This is a genomic window from Micromonospora sp. BQ32 (assembly GCF_059358895.1).
On the sequence record NZ_JCADBI010000019.1, the window covers coordinates 27,425 to 43,590 of the forward strand.

The following is a 16,166-nucleotide window of genomic DNA, read 5'->3' on the forward strand; positions in this document are numbered from 1 at the left end:
TATCCCAGTAGCTTTGCAGTAACCAGTATCTCGTGGATACCGTCCCTGACGTCGAGGCAGACCGCTGGACGGGGGACGGTTCCATGAGCAGCATCGCCATCTTCGGAGCAGCGGGCAGAGCGGGACGGGCCATCACCGCCGAGGCGCGCGTGCGTGGCCATCGGGTCACCGCCGCTGTCCGGGATCCGCGCACGGCAGACGACATCACGGCGGACGGGATCTCGGTGGTCCGGGGTGACGTCACCGACCCGCGCTCGACATCCGCGATCGCAGCGGGCCACGACGCCGTGGTCAGCGCCGTCACGCCCGCGTCAAGCCCCGAGGCCCTCGCCGCCCTCGACCACCTCGACGACCAGTTCTTCGTCAACGCCGCCGACGCGCTCCTGCACGGCATGGCCGAGGCCGGAGTGGTTCGACTCGTCCTCATTGGCCTGTTCGCCAACCTTCAGGACGAGCACGGTCGCCTGATCCTGGACGACCCCGCGTCGTTCCCCAGCCACCTGCGCCCCTTCGCCCTGTCGCACACCGCCGGCCTGGACCGGCTCCGCACCGCGGACACCACTGTCGACTGGCTCATGCTCACCCCGCCGGCGATGCTGGACGCGGCGGCCCCACGACGGGGCCGGTACCGCCTCGGCGGGGACACCGTGGACCCGTCCGGATCGACGACGTTGTCGTACGCCGATCTCGCCGTCGCGGTGATCGACGAGATCGAAGCCCCTCGGCACCACCGCGCCCGCGTGTCCATCTTCGACTGACGGTGAGCTAGCGGGCCGTCAGCAGGCTGAACTCCTGACCATCGGGGTCGGCCAGCACCAGTCGGCCTGCCCCACCCTGGTCGGCGTCGACCCGCGTCGCCCCCAGCGAGAGCAGACGGTCGACCTCGACCCGCCAATCGACGTCGACAGCCGGGGCGAGGTCGAAACGCACCCGATCCCGGCCCCCGTTCGGCATCGGTGGCGGGCCACCCCAGGTGATCTTCGTGCCGCCGAGCGGCGACTGGATCGCGGTCTCCTCGTCCTGGTCCCAGACCAGCGGCCAGCCCAGCGCAGCGCTCCAGAAGTAGCCGACGGCCTGTGACCCGTCGCAGGCCAGCGCACCGACGAAGCCGCAACCGGCGAGGAACTTGTTGCCCGGCCCGATGACGTCGAACTCGTTGCCCTCGGGGTCGGCGAGCACCACATGATCGATCTCCGGGCCCTGGCCGATGTCGACGTGCCGCGCGCCGAGTTCCAGTGCCCTGGCCACCGTCTGCCGCTGGTCCTCCAGCGAACTGCTGGTCAGATCGAAGTGCATCCGATTCTGGACGACCTTCGGCTGCTGGTTCGGGGCGAAGCGGAGGTGGAACTCGTTGTCGTTGGTGGGTAGGAGCAGGACGCCGTCGTGTGGATCGTCGACGATCTCCCGCCCCAGGAGCCCGGACCAGAACTGCGCGAGCCGCAGAGGCTCGCTCGCGTCGAAGCTGATCGCGAACAGGTGTGCGGTCATCGCTGCGCTCATCTCCCATCGGACCGGACGCCGTGCCAGCCGTCGGAGCGGGAGCCTAGGGGTGTGCCAGGTCGACCGCACCCGAGTTTTCGGGTCGATCGGCGAGGTACGGCGGAGCGCCGCACGGACCGGTACCACCATCGACGAACCCTCTGCTGCCTGACTCGACACGCCGCACGCGGCCCCACATCAGTTGAAAGACCATCGTCGGGACGTGCAGGGTTGTGATCCACTGGCCGGGTGAGCCGAACCCCCTCGATCCCTGCGGCCGACGTCGAGGAGCGACTGTCGCGGGAGCTGAACGTCTGGCTGTGCACGTTACGGCGCGACGGGTCCCCGCACCTGACACCGGTCTGGTTCGTCTACCGCTCCGCGACCTTCTGGGTCGGTTGCGAAAGCCGCAGCGTCAAGGCCCGCAACGTCGTGGTCGACCCGCGGGTGTCGCTGGCCCTGGAAGGCGGCAACGCCCCGGTGGTGGCGGAGGGCGCCGCCCACGTGCACCGAAGTGGATTCCCGATCCCGGTCGTCGAGGCGTTCGCGCGCAAGTACGACGGCTGGGACGTCGGCCGGCAGGTCGGCCCGGACGGCGAGCGGGCGCTGCTGGAGATCCCCGTCCGGCGGTGGCTGCTCGCGGGCACCGCCCAGTGAGTCGCTGACCATCAGCCTCGGCAACACGGTCGGCAGCCGGGCGGACGTGAAGGCCCTGCTTCCCGTACTCCGACCTCGCCCGATCCTACGATTTCCTCCGTGTGTGAGCGGGCTTGCCGCTTCGGCCGAGCGGGCCGATGAACCACGGCGCCAGCCACGGGGTGAGCGCGACGAGACCGACGGCGAGGGCGGTGATGACGGCCTGCCCGATCCGGCCCGGGGTGACACCGACCGCCGGGTCCAGCACGTAGTTGGCGTACCCGTTCGCGGCCGCGTCCGTCACCAGCACCGCGCAGCCCAGCACGAGCCCCTGCACCCGGCGAACGGCCAACAGCGACGCCGCCAACGGATCCCACACAGTCAGGGACGTGAAGTAGAACGTCAGCCACCCGGGCAGGGCGAGCTGCGGCCCGAACTGGGGCAGGAGCAGCTGCACCACGTGCACCCCGGTGCCGTAGGCGAAGACCAGCACGGCGACAGCCACCACGCACCGGACCGCGAGCGGCACACCATGCCATCGACCGGTGCTCATCCGGCCATGTTGCCTCAGCCAGGCAACCGATCCGTCAGAGCGGGCCGGGGAACGTCTGCTCCATCGGCATCGGCACCTGGAGGTAGGTGGTGCCGCGCATGTCCAGCCAGGCCCGGTCCGGCCCGCGCACCAGGCGCACCATCACCTCCTCGCAGGAGGGGCAGCGGGCGACGAGGCCAGGGGCGTGCGAGTAGACGTGCAGGCTGGCCATCGAGCCGGTCATCCCGCAGTTCTCACAGCGACCCATCGCGCTGCTCAGGTCGACGGTGAACAGCTCACGCATCGGGCCGTCGAGCATGTTGCCGTCCAGGTACGACATCTCGGTCATCGAATCTCCTCGACACTGCGTGAGCGAGCGGGCGGTCAGCCGGTGGGGCCGAAGCGTTCGGTCTTGACTCGCCGCGACGGGTGGCCCAGCCCCACCAACAGGTCAGCCACGGTCTCCACGAACGCGGTCGGGCCACAGACGTAGGTGAGTGGTTCCAGGTCCGGCGGCCACCCGTGCGTGTTGACGTCCGCCAGCCCGATCCGGTGCGGCTCACCGCGCCATCCCTCGGGCGCCTCGCGGGTGTAGACGTACGCAACGTCCAGGCCGAAGTCGTCGCGGACCCGGCGGCGCAGCTCGTCGGCGTAGATCACGTCAGCGGGGGTGCGCACCGAGTAGATCAACCGGAACGGCGCCTTGTTGCCCGCCGCCCGCCGGGCCCGGATCATCGCCATCAGCGGCACGACGCCGGAGCCACCGGCGACCAGCTGCACCGGCGCGGTCTCCTCGGGCCGCCAGATGAACCAGCCACCGAGCGGTCCGCGGACCTCCACCGGGTCGCCGGCACCAAAGACATCAATGAGGTACGGGGACACCTCGCCGTCGTGCACCCGCTGCACGGTCACCTCGATGCGCGGGCCTCCCGGCCCGTCCACGGCCGGCCCGGCGACGGAGTACGACCGGGCCGCCTGGTAGCCGTCCGGGGCGGTGAGCCGCAGGTCGACGTGCTGCCCGGGCAGGTGCCCCGGCCAGTCCGGCACCTCCAGCACCAGGGTCTGCGCGGTCGGTGTCTCCATCCGGCGCTCCACCAGCCGGCCAACCTGCCAACGGTTCTTGGTTTGCGGCGGGGTGCTCGTCGCCACGGCGCGCTCAGTCACCCTGGTACCGCTGTTCGCGCCACGGGTCGCCGTAGTCGTGGTACCCGGCGGTCTCCCAGAACCCCGGCTCGTCCATCGTCTTGAGCCGGAGGCCGCGCACCCACTTGGCGGACTTCCAGAAGTACAGGTGCGGCACCAGCAGTCGCGCCGGCCCGCCGTGCTCAGCCGGCAGCGGGGCGCCGTCGAAGGTGTGTACCACCCAGGCCTGACCGCCGCGCAGGTCGTCCAGCGGCAGGTTGGTGGTGTACCCGCCGTAGGAGTGCGCCAGCGCGAAGTGCGCCCCGGTGTCGACGTCGGCGAGCAGCGTGTCCAGTGAGACGCCCTGCCAGTTGGTGCCGAGCTTGGACCAGCGGGTGACGCAGTGGATGTCCACCATCGGCGTCTCCTGCGGCAGGGCCATCAGCTCCTGCCACGACCAGCGGTGCTCGCTGCCGTTCTCGGCGGAGATGACGAACTCCCAGGTGTCCAGTGACACCCGGGGCGTCGGGCCGGCCGAGAGCACCGGAAAGTCCTCGGTCAGATACTGACCGGGTGGCAGGGCCGGCTCCTGCGTTCGGGGCCGACCCTGAAAGCCCGGTGACACGATTCCCATTGCACAGTCGTACCACCCGCACCGGGCGGGGCGGGAGCTTTCCCGCGTACCCCGTCGTCAGCCGGCGCGGCGCGGTCAGCGCCGTTCCGCAACGACCTTCCGGTCCTCGGGCAGGTCGCCGCCCCGGGTGGCGCGCAGGCTGGTCACCGTGACGACCACCAACACACCGATGATCACGCCGAGCGAGGCCAGGGTGGGGATCTGCGGCACGCTGTCCCAGATGCCGTGCGCCCAGTGCAGACCCAGCTTGAGGCCGATGAACGCCAGGATGATGGCGAGGCCGTAGCTGAGGTGCACCAGCCGGCTCAGCGCCGCGTGCAGGACGAAGTAGAGCGCCCGCAGGCCAAGTAGGGCGAACGCGTTGGTGGCGAACACCAGGTACGGGTCCTCGGTGATGCCGTAGACCGCCGGCACCGAGTCGACCGCGAAGACGACGTCGGTGGCCAGCACCGCGACCACCACCAGGGCGAACGGTGTGAGGGCCCGCTTCGCGCCCTGCCGGACGGTCATCTTGGTGCCGTGGTAGTCGTCGACCACCGGCATGACCTTGCGCAGCAGCTTCACCGAGCGCATCTTGTTGATGTCGACTTCCTGCTGATGCCCGGACATGGCATCGCGCAGCAGCTTCACGGCGGTGGCGATGAGGATGATCGCGAAGAGCAGGAAGGCGAAGTCGAGGGTCTGCAAGGCCGCCGCGCCGAGGGCGATGAAGACCGCCCGCAGCACCAGCGCGCCGGCGATGCCGTAGAGCAGCACCCGCTGGGCGAGCACCGCCGGCACCGCGAACGCCGCCAACAGCAGCATGAAGACGAAGAGGTTGTCGACCGAGAGCGACTTCTCCACCAGGTAACCGGTCAGGTACTCCACGCCCTGCTGGGAGCCGTAGCGGGACCAGATCCAACCGCCGAACGCCAGCGGCAGCGCTATGTAGAACGCCGACCAGCCGATGGCCTCCCGCATCGATACCTCGTGCGGGCGACGCGTGACCAGGAAATCCAGCACCAGCAGCAGGACGACCCCGACGATGGTGACCGCCCACAGCGTGGGCGTGCCCACCGAGGACAGGTCACTGGCGGCGGACAGATACGACAGTTGACTCATGCGGGTCTCCTCGAACACGTCATGTTCGAGGTCTCCTTCACCCACCAGCTGGTGGGCAACCACCCGAGGCGCGCCCGGCGCGCCGTACTGACCGGAATGGTTCGTGGGAAGTACTCCCCTCGCACGACAAGGTTAGGCCAGGCCGAATCGCCACGCCAAGCGGGACATCGATGGTTGCCCTGGTAAACCGCTGTGCGTACCCGGAACGAGCGCTGTCAGCCGCGGCGCAGCGTCGCGCCCGGGGCCATCGCCTGCTCGACCAGGCCCCGGTAGTCACGCGGCAGCTGGGTCACCACGTCATCGAACTCACCACCCGTGATCGCCTCGCGCAGGGTGGTGAAGACCGCCCGGCTGGCGTCCTCGGCGGCGGGCTCCCGCACACCGGCGCGCAACGCGACCCGGGCGACGAACTCCGCCGCGCCGAACCGGTCCGCCTGCTCCGTGCTCGGGCTCGGTTTGAGCACCAGTTGCAGCGGTTGGGGCAACTGGGCGGCCAGGTCCAGCACCTCGCCGCCGGTCAACCGCTCGGCGAACGTCTCCAACACGGCCCGGGTCAGCTCGACCGCCCGCTCGGACGACGTGGCGGTGCGCTGGGAAACCTGGTCGATGAAGGTGTCGTAGTTCATCGCGTACTCCCTTGGGCTCGCGTCGGCGTCTGCGGGTACCCGCCGCGGACGAGGAGAAACGGCATCGGTTTTGCCTCCGCCGGGCGGGCGTGACCGGCCAGCGGGCGGGTAACCGCCGCCGGTCGTCACCACATCGATGCCCGAGGGAGCCCACGCCATGGCGAGCTACGCCGACGTCCTGCAGTACCTGTCGAGCCTGGACTACCCGGCCGAGAAGGACGACGTGGTCCGCGAGGCCGAGCGGGAGGGTGCCCCGCCGGACGTGCTGAAGGCGCTGCGGGCCCTGCCGCCGGTCGACTACGCCAACGGGACCGAGGTGGCCCGTTCGGCCGGGATCGAGGCCGCGCCCGAGGTGGGCCCCGCCCAGCGAGCCGAGCAGGCGCGGGACAAACACAACCGGGTCTCGCAGCACCTGCGCGGCATCTGACCCAGCGGTGACGCACACCGCCCTGACCGGGAAGCGGCACGGATGACCCGCACCGGCCCGTCCCGGCCAGCGGACGTGCGCTTCCCGGCCGCGGTGCAGCTCGCCGTGGTGGCGGTGGTCGGCGTCATCGCCGGCTGCGTCTTCACGCTGCTGCTGCCACTGCCGCTCGCCGCACTGGCCGGCTGGGACGTGGGCGCGCTGAGCTGGCTCGTGCTGGTCTGGCACAAGCTCTGGCCGATGGACGCCGAGCGGACCGCCCAACTGGCCGTCCACGAGGACCCGAACCGGGCGATCCGGGACGCCCTGCTCCTCGTCGCCTGCCTGGCCAGCCTGTTGGCGGTGGGGTTGGTCGTGGCCAGCGCGCAGAGCGCGCCCCCCGGTACGGCCCGGGAACTGCACAGCGGCCTGGGCGTACTCAGCGTGGTGCTCTCCTGGTTCGTGGTGCACACCCTGTTCGCCGCCCGGTACGCGCGGATCTACTACACCGGCCCGGACGGCGGGGTGAACTTCAACCAGCCCGAACCACCGCGCTACTCCGACTTCGCGTACGTCGCGTTCACCATCGGGACGACGTTCCAGATCTCCGACACCAACCTGACCAGCAACGAGATGCGTCGTACGGTGCTGCGCCACTCGATGGTGTCGTACCTGTTCGGCGCGTTCATCATCGCCGTGACCGTGAACCTGCTGGCGGGTCTGGCTCGGTGAAGATGCCGCATTCTCCGGGCCGCGCGGACCCCCGAGCGTGACACGGGGCGGGGCCGATCGAAGGGCCGGGACAGGCGGGCGCCCCTGGTCACGAACCGCGACCCAGGGCGCCACGCAAGCCTGCCCAGGCGGTGAACCGCATCCGAACCGGTCGCGGTCACCAGGCGGTGGAGGTCCGCCCGAACCGAGCGGCCAGCACTGCCGGGTCCAACCATACGGCAGAACATCCTCCGTTTGGTCAGAATTTGGGGAAGTGTGGGCCAGGGCACGTCACGGCCGACCGGTCACCTCCGCGTACCGATGCTCCAGGTCGACCCGGGCCAACGCCCCCACCAGCCACGCCAGCTGCTCCGACTCGCCACTGGCCAGGCCGGCCAGGTCGTCCGCCGACCTGCCCAGCCCGAGCCGACGCGCGGCAGCCAACGCCCGCCGGTCGGCGACCGGGGCCACCTCCCGCCACAACGCCTGCGCCTCGCGGAGAAACAGGTCGACGACCTGATCGTCCACGCCCGGAAGCTCGGCGAGGAGCGCCCGCTCCCGGACCGGGTCGTGGTGCGCCACCGCCCGCAACCGGCGCAGATCACCCCGGTACCGCTCGACCACCGTCCGGGCCAGGTCACCCAGCACATCGGCGAGCGCGTCCACGTCACCACGTTGGCCGCTGGCGCGCAGCACCCGTACCCGATCCGCGTGCAGCGAACGGGCCAGCCGGGCCGCGCTGTCCCACCCCTCGTCGCGCAACGCCCGCGCCCCGTCCAACGCCCGCCGGAAGTCACCACGACGGGCCAGCAGCACCGACAGATAGAGCACCTGGAACAGGCTCGCCGGGTTGTTGGTCACCCGGAACCCGTACTGCTCGGCGAAGCCCCGCCCGGTACCGGCGAGCCGGCGCGCCAGACGTTTACGGTCCTCCACCGGAGTGATCAAAGTGGTCGCCATGCCGGCGACTACCCGCGCCACCACCGGCCACACCAGCGGGGGGACGGGCAGGCGTTGTCGTCAACCGTGCAAGCCGCCGGTGCGGTCGCGGGCCTTGAGGCGGGTCGTGGGCAGGGCGGGCGCCGGCAGCGGCGGCGCCGGATCGTCGGCGACCACCCCGAAGCGTCCGTCGCCGGCCATCCAGTCCTCCCGGGCGGCGGCGATCTCCTCGTGTGACCGGCCGACGAAGTTCCACCACATCACCAACGGCTCCTCGAACGGCGTACCGCCCAGCAGCAGCAACCGGGCCCCAGCCCCGCCACGAACGGTCAGCTCCCGGCGGCCCGAGCCCAGATACAGCAGCGCCCCCGGCTCGAACCCGACCCCGGCCGCCTCCGCGGACCCGGACATCGCCAGCACGGCGTACTCGAAATCGGGCCGCAACGCCATCGTCGCCGGCGCCTCGCCGCGCAACTCCAGCTGCACCCCCACCAGCGGCGTGTGCACCACCGCCGGTGACCGCTCACCGGCGAACTCGCCGACCAGCAGGGTGACGTCCAGATCGCCGTCCCGCCAGCGCGGCAGGTCGGCGTGGTGCGCGAAATCGGCCGCGCCGGCTCGCGCCGGGTCCGGCAGCGCCACCCAAAGCTGCACGCCGTGCATCACCGGCGGGTGGGTGGCCGGCGACCGCTCCGAGTGGGCGATGCCGTTCCCGGAGGTCATCACGTTCAGCTGGCCGGGCACGATCGGCTGCACGTTGCCGAGGCTGTCCCGGTGCAGAATCTCCCCGTCGAGCAGCCAGGTCACCGTCTGCAACCCGGTGTGCGGGTGCGGCGGCACCTCCATGCCGGGCCGCTGCGCCACATCGTCCGGGCCGAAATGATCCACGAAACACCACGCGCCAACCATCCGGCGGGCGCGCTGCGGAAGCAGCCGCCGCACCGTGGTGTACCGACCCAACGGCACGTCGTGGCCCGGCAACAACACACTGCCGGGATCGACGTCGGCCACGCCAGGCGGTCGGGTCTGCGCCAGCATCGATTCAGTACGCTCCACCGCCCGACTGTACGCGCACGCCCCCTCGCGACCGCGACGCTTCCAGCCAGGGCGGGCGGGGTTCACCAGCCCGTGGCTGTCGGGGCGGTTCATCGGCGCGGGCTGGCCCCGCGTGGGTCGGCCTGCCATGGGTCGGCCTTGGTTGGGTTCGCTCGGCGTGGGTCGGCCTGGCGTGGGTTCGCTCGGCGTGGGTTCGCTCGGCGTGGGTTCGCTCGGCGTGGGTTCGCTCGGCGTGGGTTCGCTCGGCGTGGGTTCAGCGGTTGCTGGAGGACACGATCACGCTGTTGGCGCCGGCGACCAGGTCCAGGTACAGGCGCTCCGCCGACCGGTCCCAACCCGGCGTACCCAGCACCGAGCCCGCAGCCACCCCATCCCAGCGCTCGTCGCGTACCACCACCGAACCCGCGCCAGCTCCCGCCCGAACCCGTACCGGAGTCTCCCCGGGGACCCGGACATCGAGCTGGCTGGTCCCACCGGTGAGTCGTACGGTCAGGATGCTGGCGGGGTTGTCTGAGCGCGGGCCGGTGGGGTCGCCGGGGCCGGCGGCGGTGATCGGTGGCAGGAGAATCTCGGTGCGGCTGGAGCCGCCGGCGAGTTCCACGCCCAGGAGCCGGGCCCGGGCCAGGTCCAACACCTGACTGCTCACCCCACCAACGAGGTGCAGACGCCAGGCGACCCGCTCATTGAGCAACACCCGTACGACCCGTGGCCCGCGCGTCCCGGACTCCACGAGGTCAAGCCGCACGGTCTCCCCCCGCACCGCCGGTCGGCCCGTCACACCCGAGCCGGCCGGGGTACTGATCTGGTACAGATCATCGCCCAACTCGGCCACCCGCAGCTCGAACGAGGACAACCCATCCGCGAGCACGAAGGTGCCCTTCTGCCGACCCGACAGCGGCGCTGTCAACAGTTGCTCGGCAGCGGCACCCGCACCACCGCGGCGACCCCCAGCCGCGTCCGGGTCAGCGACGCCCCCGGGGCGGCCACCGTCGTCGGGGCGAGTGCCGTCGGGCCCAGTGCCGTCGGGGCGAGTGTCATCGGGGCGGGTGCCGTCGGTTTGGCCGAAGTAGGTCATGCCGAGACGGTTGGGGTCAGCGACGATCACGGCCACCGCTGCCGCACCCAGGAGCAACACGACGGCGGCGGCTGCCACCAACAGGCGAGCGCCGGTGGACCACCGTTGTGGTGTGGCCTCACCCGACGGTTCCGGCTCGGACTCCGGTTCGCGATCCGCGCCGTACCCCACTGCGGCCATGCCCCTATCCCTCCGCCGGTCCCCAACCTGGGGTACGTACCCGCCGGCCGATCGGATCACTCCGCGCCGATCCCGCCACTCCGCTACGTCGCCGCCGCGAATCTTGGACAGTTTCCGTTCGCGCGGAACGGAAACTGTCCAAGATCTACGAGCAGCCACCGATCCGACGACGCCATCCGCCTCCCCCACGGACCCGCGCAGCACGGCATCCCCAGCCCAGCGACCAACGACCAACGACCACCGGCCCAGCGGCCCAGCGGCCCAGCGGCCCAGCGGCCAGCGGCCAGCGGCCAGCGGCCAGCGGCCAGCGGCCAGCGATCAGTGAACGGGGACGGCGATCAGTGAACGGGGACGGCGATTCGTGAACGGCGACCGGCGACCGGCGACCGGCGAGAGCAAAAAGGCCGCTGGCCGGCACCCGGGTTGCGGGTGTCGGCCAGCGGCCGGTGTCGTGCTGGTGGTGCGATGGTGCTTAGTTGCGGGTGGTTCTGCGGTGGTGCTGAGTCGCGGGTCAGCTGTTCCAGTACTGGCCGACCAGGTCGGCGGCCTGCTGCTCCCACTGGGCGTACGCGTCCGGGTACGCCGACACCTGCACCGTCTGCGCGGCGTCGGTCAACGGCATGTCCTGCCACCCATCAACCTGCTTGAGACCCTTGAGGAACGCGGTCGTGGAGTACTCGGGGTCGGTGATCTGTTCCGGGGTACCCCAACCACTGGACGGGCGCTGCTGGAACAGGCCCAGCGAGTCGTGGTCGTTGGCGTCGCCGAGGTGGCCCAGGTTCTCCAACTTCGACTCCTGCAGACTCGTCGCGATCGAGATCACCGCGGCCCGCTCCGGCAGGCCGGCCTTCTTCGTGGCGGCGATGATCGCCTTGACGTTCGCGGTCTGCTCATCGTTCAGGGTGATCCGGGACTGCTCGCCCTGAGTGCCGTGCGGGATCAACTTGCTGATGTCGGGCTTGTCAGCCTGCACCGCAACCGCGACCGGCTTGGCATCGACCGAGTTGGCCACGTGAGCGACCGGGCCGGCGAGCACACCGCCGGCGAACGCGAGACCAGCAACAGACAGCATGCTCTTACGCATGATCGTGTTCATGGGGGGTAGCTCCTTCGGGGGTAGGAACACCCGACCACCAACCAGGGGGACGGCGGCAGGGTGTGAGCACCTCGTCCGGCGCTGCACTTGAAAGGGGGAAGTCTGGGGGACGCCCTGTCGGGCGTCGGGGTCGGCGACCTGACGAGCGGGGGCTCGTGGCGCCGGGTCCCTGTGTAACGACCGGGGGGCCCAGGTCATTCCGGGTGGCCCACCCGCCGACACCCTCATCGGGGCGGTGCCTGCGGCGTTCGCGGGACTGCAACGACCGGTAGGCCGAGGTCATTCCGGGGTGGCCCACCTGCCGGCACCCTCATCAAGGCGGTGCCTGCGGTCGTTCGTTCGGACTGTAACGACCGGGCGGAGGCTGGCATTCCAACCCTGCGCGACCAGCCCCAGGGGTCGGCGGCGGGTCGGTGGTACTGCGATCGTCAGGGTATGTAACGACCCCGACCCGGCCATGATTCCGGCCCACGAGTGCGGCCGGTCACCGCCCATAACACACGGCAACGGACAACCACCCACCAGCACCGGGGCCACGGCGTCGAATCGCCCCTCACCCGCGTGATCCACTCGGGTTCACGGAAGTCGGGGCATCCCGGACGCCCAGACACCGCGACTTCACCAAACCCGAGTCGATCATAAATGCGCTGTCGGGCGCATCACGCTCAATACGGGTAAATCGTACATACCGTCGACATGGTCACAACGGCTGGCGGCGGGCGGACGGGAGCCGGACGGAACTGGACGCTAGGGACGTTCTTGGCTCGTCAGGCGGGAGCGCACCTTTGCGGCACAGGCGCCCAGGGCCGTTTGCGCGTCCAGCCCCAGGCTTTCGATGGCCACCAGCGCGGTGAAGGCGACGTCGGCCAGCTCCGCCGCGACGTCCTCGCGGGTGTGGGTGACACCTTTGCGCGGATTCTGCCCGAGCAGACCGATCCAGGCGGCCGACGCCTCCCCCGCTTCCTCGGTCAGCTTGAGGATGCGGCAGGTCAGTTCGGTCTGCCCGGTTCCGTTCGCCGCGTCCAGCCAGCCGCGCGACGCGCGGGCCGCCTCCCAGATCGACTCGTCCACGGCGACCAGTCAACCCGACCGACCCACCGCCCCCAACGACCGGGTACGGCTGGACAGTCATGGTTGACCGACCGGTCAGCGTACCCATTGACACTGGTCGACGGCGGTTCTACGTTCAGGACGCTACCGGCCGGTAGGCAACCGTCCCGCTGGTCGCCCCCGGGCGACAACCGTCCGATGGGGAGCATCGATGCTGTCCACACCCGTTCGTACCCTCCGCCGGCTGCTCGCCGCCACCGCGACGCTGACCCTCGCAGTCGGGCTGGCCGGTGCCGTGCCGGCCAGCGCGTTCGGTCGCGACGCGAGGGGCGGCGAGCCGCTGCCCGGCTACACCATCGAGAATCCGCCATTGTCGCCGCTGGTCGTGGGCGGCAAACCGACGACGGTACGCCAGGGCGTGCACCGCCACGCCGGGTACATCATCGAGGTCCCCGCCCGGTGGAACGGCGACCTGGTGTTGTGGGCGCACGGCTACCGTGGCCAGGGCACGGTGCTCTCGCCGGAACCGCCGGCCTTCGGGCTGCGCCAGCGTCTCCTGGAGCAGGGGTACGCCTGGGCGTCGTCCTCGTACGACCGTAACGGCTTCGACATCCGCTCCGGGGTGCTGGGCACGAAGGATCTCGCCGACCACTTCGGGCGGACGGTCCGCCGGCCGCAGCACACCTACGTCGCCGGGGTGTCGATGGGTGGGTACGTCATCGGTCGCTCACTGGAGCAGTACCCCGGCTTCTACGACGGCGCGTTGCCGATGTGCGGGGTGCTCGGTGATCAGACGCTGCTCGACTTCTACCTGGACTACAACCTGGTGGCGCAGGCGCTCGCCGGAGTGCCGGCCTATCCCACGCCGGCGGATTACCTGACCAACGCGGTGCCCCGCATCCAGGTGGCGCTCGGCCTGGCCGGGCTGACCCCCACCGGGCCGGACACCACCACGGACCGGGGCAAGCAACTGCGGGCGATCACGGTGAACCGTTCCGGTGGGCCGCGTCCGGGAGCCGACGCGGCGTTCGCGGTCTGGAAGGACTTCCTCTTCTCGATCAGCGTGCCCACCGGGAGCGGCAACTCCCCCGCCCAGCGGCCCGGCCAGCTCTCCACCAACCTGCTCACCCGCTACACCCCGAACAGCCCGGTCAACGTCAACGCAACCGTGCAACGGGTCGCCCCGGAGAACGTGTGGCAGCGGCTCCTGCCGACGCTGACCGAGGTGCCGGGAATCGCCGGCCGCCCGAGCGCGCCGGTGCTCAGCCTGCACGGCCTCGGCGACCTGTTCGTGCCGTTCAGCATGGAACAGGCGTACGCCAGCGACGTGGCGCGGCACGGTCGCAGCAAGTTGGTGGTTCAGCGGGCGATCCGGGCCACGCAGCACTGCGAGTTCACCCCGGCCGAGGCCGGCGCCGCCTGGGACGACCTAATGTCCTGGGTACGCACCGGCAAGCGCCCGGCCGGCGACACCGTGACCGACCCGGCGGTGGTGGCCCGACCCGACTACGGCTGCCGGTTCAGCGACCGGGACGCATACGCGGCCGGCGTCGGCACCCGCCGCCTCTACCCGGCCTGCTGAGGTACGCGAACACGACAAGCCGGCCGGCTCCCGTCGAAGGGAGCCGGCCGGCTTCGTGTGCGGGTGTCACCAGAGCTGCTGGACGATGTCCGCCGCCTGCTCCTCCCACTGCGCGTACGCGTACGGGAAGGCGGAGACCTGCACGGTCTGCGCGGCGGTGGTCAGCGGCAGGTCCTGCCAGCCGCCGACGTTCTTGAGTGCGCTGAAGAACGCCGTGGCGGCGTACTCCGGGTCGGTGATCTGGTCGGGCGTGCCCCAACCGGACGACGGACGCTGCTGGAACAGGCCCTGCGAGTCGTGGTCGTTGTACGCGCCGAGGTGGCCGAGGTTGTACAGCTTCGACTCCTGCAGCGAGGTGGCGACGCCGATCACCGCGCCCCGGTCACCGACGCCGGTCTTCTTGGCGGCGTCGACGATGGCCCGGGCGTTGGCCAGCTGGGCGTCGTCGAGGGGTACCCGCGACTGTGCGCCCTCAATGCCGTGTGGGATCAGCTGGGCTCGGCTCGGCTTGCCGGCCGGCGGCTTGCCGGTGGCGGAGCCGGTGGTCAGGCCCGACTCGACGGGCTGCTCGTCCTGGTGGGCCGAAGTGGCGGCCTTGCCGGTGGCAAGGTCGATGGCGGCGACGGCGCCCTGGTGCGGTCCGGAGGTGACCGGGGCCGCGGCGGCGGTGGGCGCGAGCGCCAGGCCGCCGAGAGCGGCCACACCCGCCACGCTGAGCGCGGTCTTGCGGTACGAGTCCTTAGCGATGGCGGGGAGCCATCGAGTGAAGTCAGCCTTCACGATGGTTGCCCTTTCGATCGTGCGGAGCGCTCCGGGGTGAACACTCCTCGGGAGATGACCGCGGAAAAGGGTTTGGGCTCCGGCGGTACGGGGGACACAACCAGGTTCACCTGTCGGGCATTCCGGATACGCCCGAAGGCGGGCCGCGTGCGGCCCCGGTCACCACACGGAGTCGGACATAGCGGCTCTGCCCAGGTCAGGTCGGACGGTCGTGACGGAGGGTGTTTTCGGAACCGGGGGGCAATGTCCGAACGCCAGCCTTTGCTCTGCTTACCTATACGCACCGGCCACGTTCCGTGACGGCGGGCTGAGACCTCCGTTGCTGGCGGAAAATGCCTATTCGCAGCTCATGGGACGTGGTGCGTATAGGTCAGCAGAGCAAAGGGGTCATGCAAGTGAGGGGGAGGCCGGCAGCTAGCGGTTTGTCGCTACCGGGAGTGAGGCGGCGTAGGCCAGCACGGTGGGTGAAGGGTTGCCATGCGGTTCGCCGCACCGAACGTGGCGGAGGCGGCGGGAGGCTCAACCACGCCCAGAGACCGCACGTGGGTCAGGGCCGCTGTTTACGCCAGGGCGAGAGTGGCGGGCCGGAAGCTGCCCGAATCAGCTGTCCCCGTCACGTCCGGACTCCGCATCCCGCGTCCCGACGCCCTTGTCCGGCCTGAGGAGTTCCTGGAAGACCGTGATGTGCAGGCCGGCGGGGGCGTCGAGGCGGGAGTTGAGTGACTGCCACGGCGTACGCGTCGGCGGCGCGACCTCGCTCGCCCCGGCGGCCACCAGACGGGCGGTCGTCGCCTCCGCGTCGTCCACCTCGAAGGCCACCCGGATACGCGGCGCGACCTGCCGACCCACCTCGACCTCGTCGATCAGGCGTTTCTGCGCAGGGTTGGCGATCTCCAGGGTGGCGCGGCCGGCGTCCAGGATCACCACCCGGGCATCCCCCTCGCCGCTGAACGCCGCCTCCTCCGGCAGGCCCAGCGCGTCCCGGAAGAACGCGACGGCGGCCTCGTGGTCGGCGGCCTCCACCACAAGGCGCAGCTGCCGGACGACGGGCGGGGGCGAGTCGGCGGGGACGGGCGAGTCGGCGGCCATGCGCGGGATCCTAGCGGCGCGGCGCGGCTCGTCACTGACCGACGCGGCCAGCGCGCCACGTCAAACCGGTGCTGG

General features: G+C 70.8%; 19 protein-coding genes. 5 read left to right on the forward strand and 14 right to left on the reverse strand.

What is annotated here, in order from left to right:
- The first annotated feature begins 83 nt into the window (after positions 1-83).
- Positions 84-758 (forward strand): NAD(P)-dependent oxidoreductase, encoded by a 675-nt coding sequence (locus tag AC5L30_RS27925; protein ID WP_494870809.1) that lies wholly within the window; start codon positions 84-86, stop codon positions 756-758.
- Positions 759-765: 7 nt separating this feature from the next.
- On the opposite strand, the gene AC5L30_RS27930 is transcribed toward AC5L30_RS27925, so the two are convergent.
- Positions 766-1,488: a VOC family protein gene (locus AC5L30_RS27930; RefSeq protein ID WP_494870811.1), complete on the reverse strand. Its 723-nt coding sequence runs from the start codon at positions 1,486-1,488 to the stop codon at positions 766-768.
- A 240-nt stretch (positions 1,489-1,728) separates the two neighbouring features.
- On the opposite strand from AC5L30_RS27930, the gene AC5L30_RS27935 reads away from it, so the two are divergent.
- Complete coding sequence (locus tag AC5L30_RS27935) at positions 1,729-2,136, forward strand: pyridoxamine 5'-phosphate oxidase family protein (RefSeq protein WP_494870812.1); 408 nt, start codon at positions 1,729-1,731, stop codon at positions 2,134-2,136.
- An 85-nt stretch (positions 2,137-2,221) separates the two neighbouring features.
- On the opposite strand, the gene AC5L30_RS27940 is transcribed toward AC5L30_RS27935, so the two are convergent.
- The 6 genes from AC5L30_RS27940 to AC5L30_RS27965 all read right to left on the reverse strand — a co-directional run bounded on the left by AC5L30_RS27940 (position 2,222) and on the right by AC5L30_RS27965 (position 6,130).
- Positions 2,222-2,668, reverse strand: a complete 447-nt coding sequence (locus AC5L30_RS27940) for a hypothetical protein (RefSeq protein ID WP_494870813.1) — start codon at positions 2,666-2,668, stop codon at positions 2,222-2,224.
- Positions 2,669-2,702: 34 nt separating this feature from the next.
- Positions 2,703-2,996 carry a DUF6510 family protein gene (locus AC5L30_RS27945; protein WP_355420842.1) on the reverse strand — a complete coding sequence of 98 codons (294 nt, stop codon included), beginning with the start codon at positions 2,994-2,996 and terminating at the stop codon, positions 2,703-2,705.
- A 35-nt stretch (positions 2,997-3,031) separates the two neighbouring features.
- Positions 3,032-3,730 carry a ferredoxin reductase gene (locus AC5L30_RS27950; RefSeq protein WP_494870957.1) on the reverse strand — a complete coding sequence of 233 codons (699 nt, stop codon included), beginning with the start codon at positions 3,728-3,730 and terminating at the stop codon, positions 3,032-3,034.
- A gap of 73 nt (positions 3,731-3,803) precedes the next feature.
- A complete protein-coding gene (locus tag AC5L30_RS27955; RefSeq protein WP_091408112.1) occupies positions 3,804-4,403 on the reverse strand; it encodes a sulfite oxidase-like oxidoreductase in 600 nt (199 codons plus the stop codon).
- A 75-nt stretch (positions 4,404-4,478) separates the two neighbouring features.
- A complete protein-coding gene (locus tag AC5L30_RS27960) occupies positions 4,479-5,504 on the reverse strand; it encodes a TerC/Alx family metal homeostasis membrane protein (protein ID WP_494870814.1) in 1,026 nt (341 codons plus the stop codon).
- A gap of 215 nt (positions 5,505-5,719) precedes the next feature.
- Positions 5,720-6,130: a DUF2267 domain-containing protein gene (locus tag AC5L30_RS27965; RefSeq protein WP_393227047.1), complete on the reverse strand. Its 411-nt coding sequence runs from the start codon at positions 6,128-6,130 to the stop codon at positions 5,720-5,722.
- Between the two features lie 157 nt (positions 6,131-6,287).
- Here AC5L30_RS27965 and AC5L30_RS27970 point away from each other — a divergent pair, with 157 nt between their 5' ends.
- Together AC5L30_RS27970 and AC5L30_RS27975 are read left to right on the forward strand one after the other, a co-directional pair.
- Entirely contained in the window at positions 6,288-6,557 is a 270-nt protein-coding gene (locus tag AC5L30_RS27970) for a DUF2795 domain-containing protein (RefSeq protein WP_112587651.1), read from the forward strand.
- A 42-nt stretch (positions 6,558-6,599) separates the two neighbouring features.
- The gene (locus AC5L30_RS27975) at positions 6,600-7,265 is read left to right on the forward strand and encodes a DUF1345 domain-containing protein (RefSeq protein WP_494870816.1); all 666 of its coding nucleotides are present in this window, start codon (positions 6,600-6,602) and stop codon (positions 7,263-7,265) included.
- A 270-nt stretch (positions 7,266-7,535) separates the two neighbouring features.
- On the opposite strand, the gene AC5L30_RS27980 is transcribed toward AC5L30_RS27975, so the two are convergent.
- From AC5L30_RS27980 to AC5L30_RS28000, 5 genes are all read right to left on the reverse strand, one after another.
- Entirely contained in the window at positions 7,536-8,204 is a 669-nt protein-coding gene (locus tag AC5L30_RS27980; protein WP_494870818.1) for a hypothetical protein, read from the reverse strand.
- A gap of 60 nt (positions 8,205-8,264) precedes the next feature.
- Positions 8,265-9,239 (reverse strand): pirin family protein, encoded by a 975-nt coding sequence (locus tag AC5L30_RS27985; RefSeq protein WP_494870820.1) that lies wholly within the window; start codon positions 9,237-9,239, stop codon positions 8,265-8,267.
- A 253-nt stretch (positions 9,240-9,492) separates the two neighbouring features.
- Complete coding sequence (locus AC5L30_RS27990; protein WP_494870821.1) at positions 9,493-10,494, reverse strand: hypothetical protein; 1,002 nt, start codon at positions 10,492-10,494, stop codon at positions 9,493-9,495.
- 511 nt (positions 10,495-11,005) lie between these two features.
- Positions 11,006-11,590, reverse strand: a complete 585-nt coding sequence (locus AC5L30_RS27995; protein ID WP_494870823.1) for a hypothetical protein — start codon at positions 11,588-11,590, stop codon at positions 11,006-11,008.
- A gap of 747 nt (positions 11,591-12,337) precedes the next feature.
- The gene (locus tag AC5L30_RS28000) at positions 12,338-12,661 is read right to left on the reverse strand and encodes a MazG-like family protein (RefSeq protein WP_494870825.1); all 324 of its coding nucleotides are present in this window, start codon (positions 12,659-12,661) and stop codon (positions 12,338-12,340) included.
- 190 nt (positions 12,662-12,851) lie between these two features.
- Between AC5L30_RS28000 and AC5L30_RS28005 the strand changes: the two genes are divergently transcribed.
- A complete protein-coding gene (locus AC5L30_RS28005; RefSeq protein ID WP_494870827.1) occupies positions 12,852-14,222 on the forward strand; it encodes an alpha/beta hydrolase family protein in 1,371 nt (456 codons plus the stop codon).
- A gap of 66 nt (positions 14,223-14,288) precedes the next feature.
- Here the strand turns inward: AC5L30_RS28005 and AC5L30_RS28010 are convergent, their stop codons facing one another.
- A complete protein-coding gene (locus tag AC5L30_RS28010; RefSeq protein ID WP_494870829.1) occupies positions 14,289-15,002 on the reverse strand; it encodes a hypothetical protein in 714 nt (237 codons plus the stop codon).
- 600 nt (positions 15,003-15,602) lie between these two features.
- Complete coding sequence (locus tag AC5L30_RS28015; protein WP_494870830.1) at positions 15,603-16,091, reverse strand: VOC family protein; 489 nt, start codon at positions 16,089-16,091, stop codon at positions 15,603-15,605.
- Between the last annotated feature and the right edge of the window lie 75 nt (positions 16,092-16,166).

Excerpts from the sequence above, each read along its gene's own strand:
- AC5L30_RS27925 (WP_494870809.1), top strand. The coding sequence starts at position 84 with ATGAGCAGCATCGCCATCTTCGGAGCAGCGGGCAGAGCGGGACGGGCC.
- AC5L30_RS27930 (WP_494870811.1), bottom strand. The coding sequence starts at position 1,488 with ATGACCGCACACCTGTTCGCGATCAGCTTCGACGCGAGCGAGCCTCTG.
- AC5L30_RS27940 (WP_494870813.1), bottom strand. The coding sequence starts at position 2,668 with ATGAGCACCGGTCGATGGCATGGTGTGCCGCTCGCGGTCCGGTGCGTG.
- AC5L30_RS27945 (WP_355420842.1), bottom strand. The coding sequence starts at position 2,996 with ATGACCGAGATGTCGTACCTGGACGGCAACATGCTCGACGGCCCGATG.
- AC5L30_RS27950 (WP_494870957.1), bottom strand. The coding sequence starts at position 3,730 with ATGGAGACACCGACCGCGCAGACCCTGGTGCTGGAGGTGCCGGACTGG.
- AC5L30_RS27955 (WP_091408112.1), bottom strand. The coding sequence starts at position 4,403 with ATGGGAATCGTGTCACCGGGCTTTCAGGGTCGGCCCCGAACGCAGGAG.
- AC5L30_RS27960 (WP_494870814.1), bottom strand. The coding sequence starts at position 5,504 with ATGAGTCAACTGTCGTATCTGTCCGCCGCCAGTGACCTGTCCTCGGTG.
- AC5L30_RS27965 (WP_393227047.1), bottom strand. The coding sequence starts at position 6,130 with ATGAACTACGACACCTTCATCGACCAGGTTTCCCAGCGCACCGCCACG.
- AC5L30_RS27970 (WP_112587651.1), top strand. The coding sequence starts at position 6,288 with ATGGCGAGCTACGCCGACGTCCTGCAGTACCTGTCGAGCCTGGACTAC.
- AC5L30_RS27975 (WP_494870816.1), top strand. The coding sequence starts at position 6,600 with ATGACCCGCACCGGCCCGTCCCGGCCAGCGGACGTGCGCTTCCCGGCC.
- AC5L30_RS27980 (WP_494870818.1), bottom strand. The coding sequence starts at position 8,204 with ATGGCGACCACTTTGATCACTCCGGTGGAGGACCGTAAACGTCTGGCG.
- AC5L30_RS27990 (WP_494870821.1), bottom strand. The coding sequence starts at position 10,494 with ATGGCCGCAGTGGGGTACGGCGCGGATCGCGAACCGGAGTCCGAGCCG.
- AC5L30_RS27995 (WP_494870823.1), bottom strand. The coding sequence starts at position 11,590 with ATGAACACGATCATGCGTAAGAGCATGCTGTCTGTTGCTGGTCTCGCG.
- AC5L30_RS28005 (WP_494870827.1), top strand. The coding sequence starts at position 12,852 with ATGCTGTCCACACCCGTTCGTACCCTCCGCCGGCTGCTCGCCGCCACC.
- AC5L30_RS28015 (WP_494870830.1), bottom strand. The coding sequence starts at position 16,091 with ATGGCCGCCGACTCGCCCGTCCCCGCCGACTCGCCCCCGCCCGTCGTC.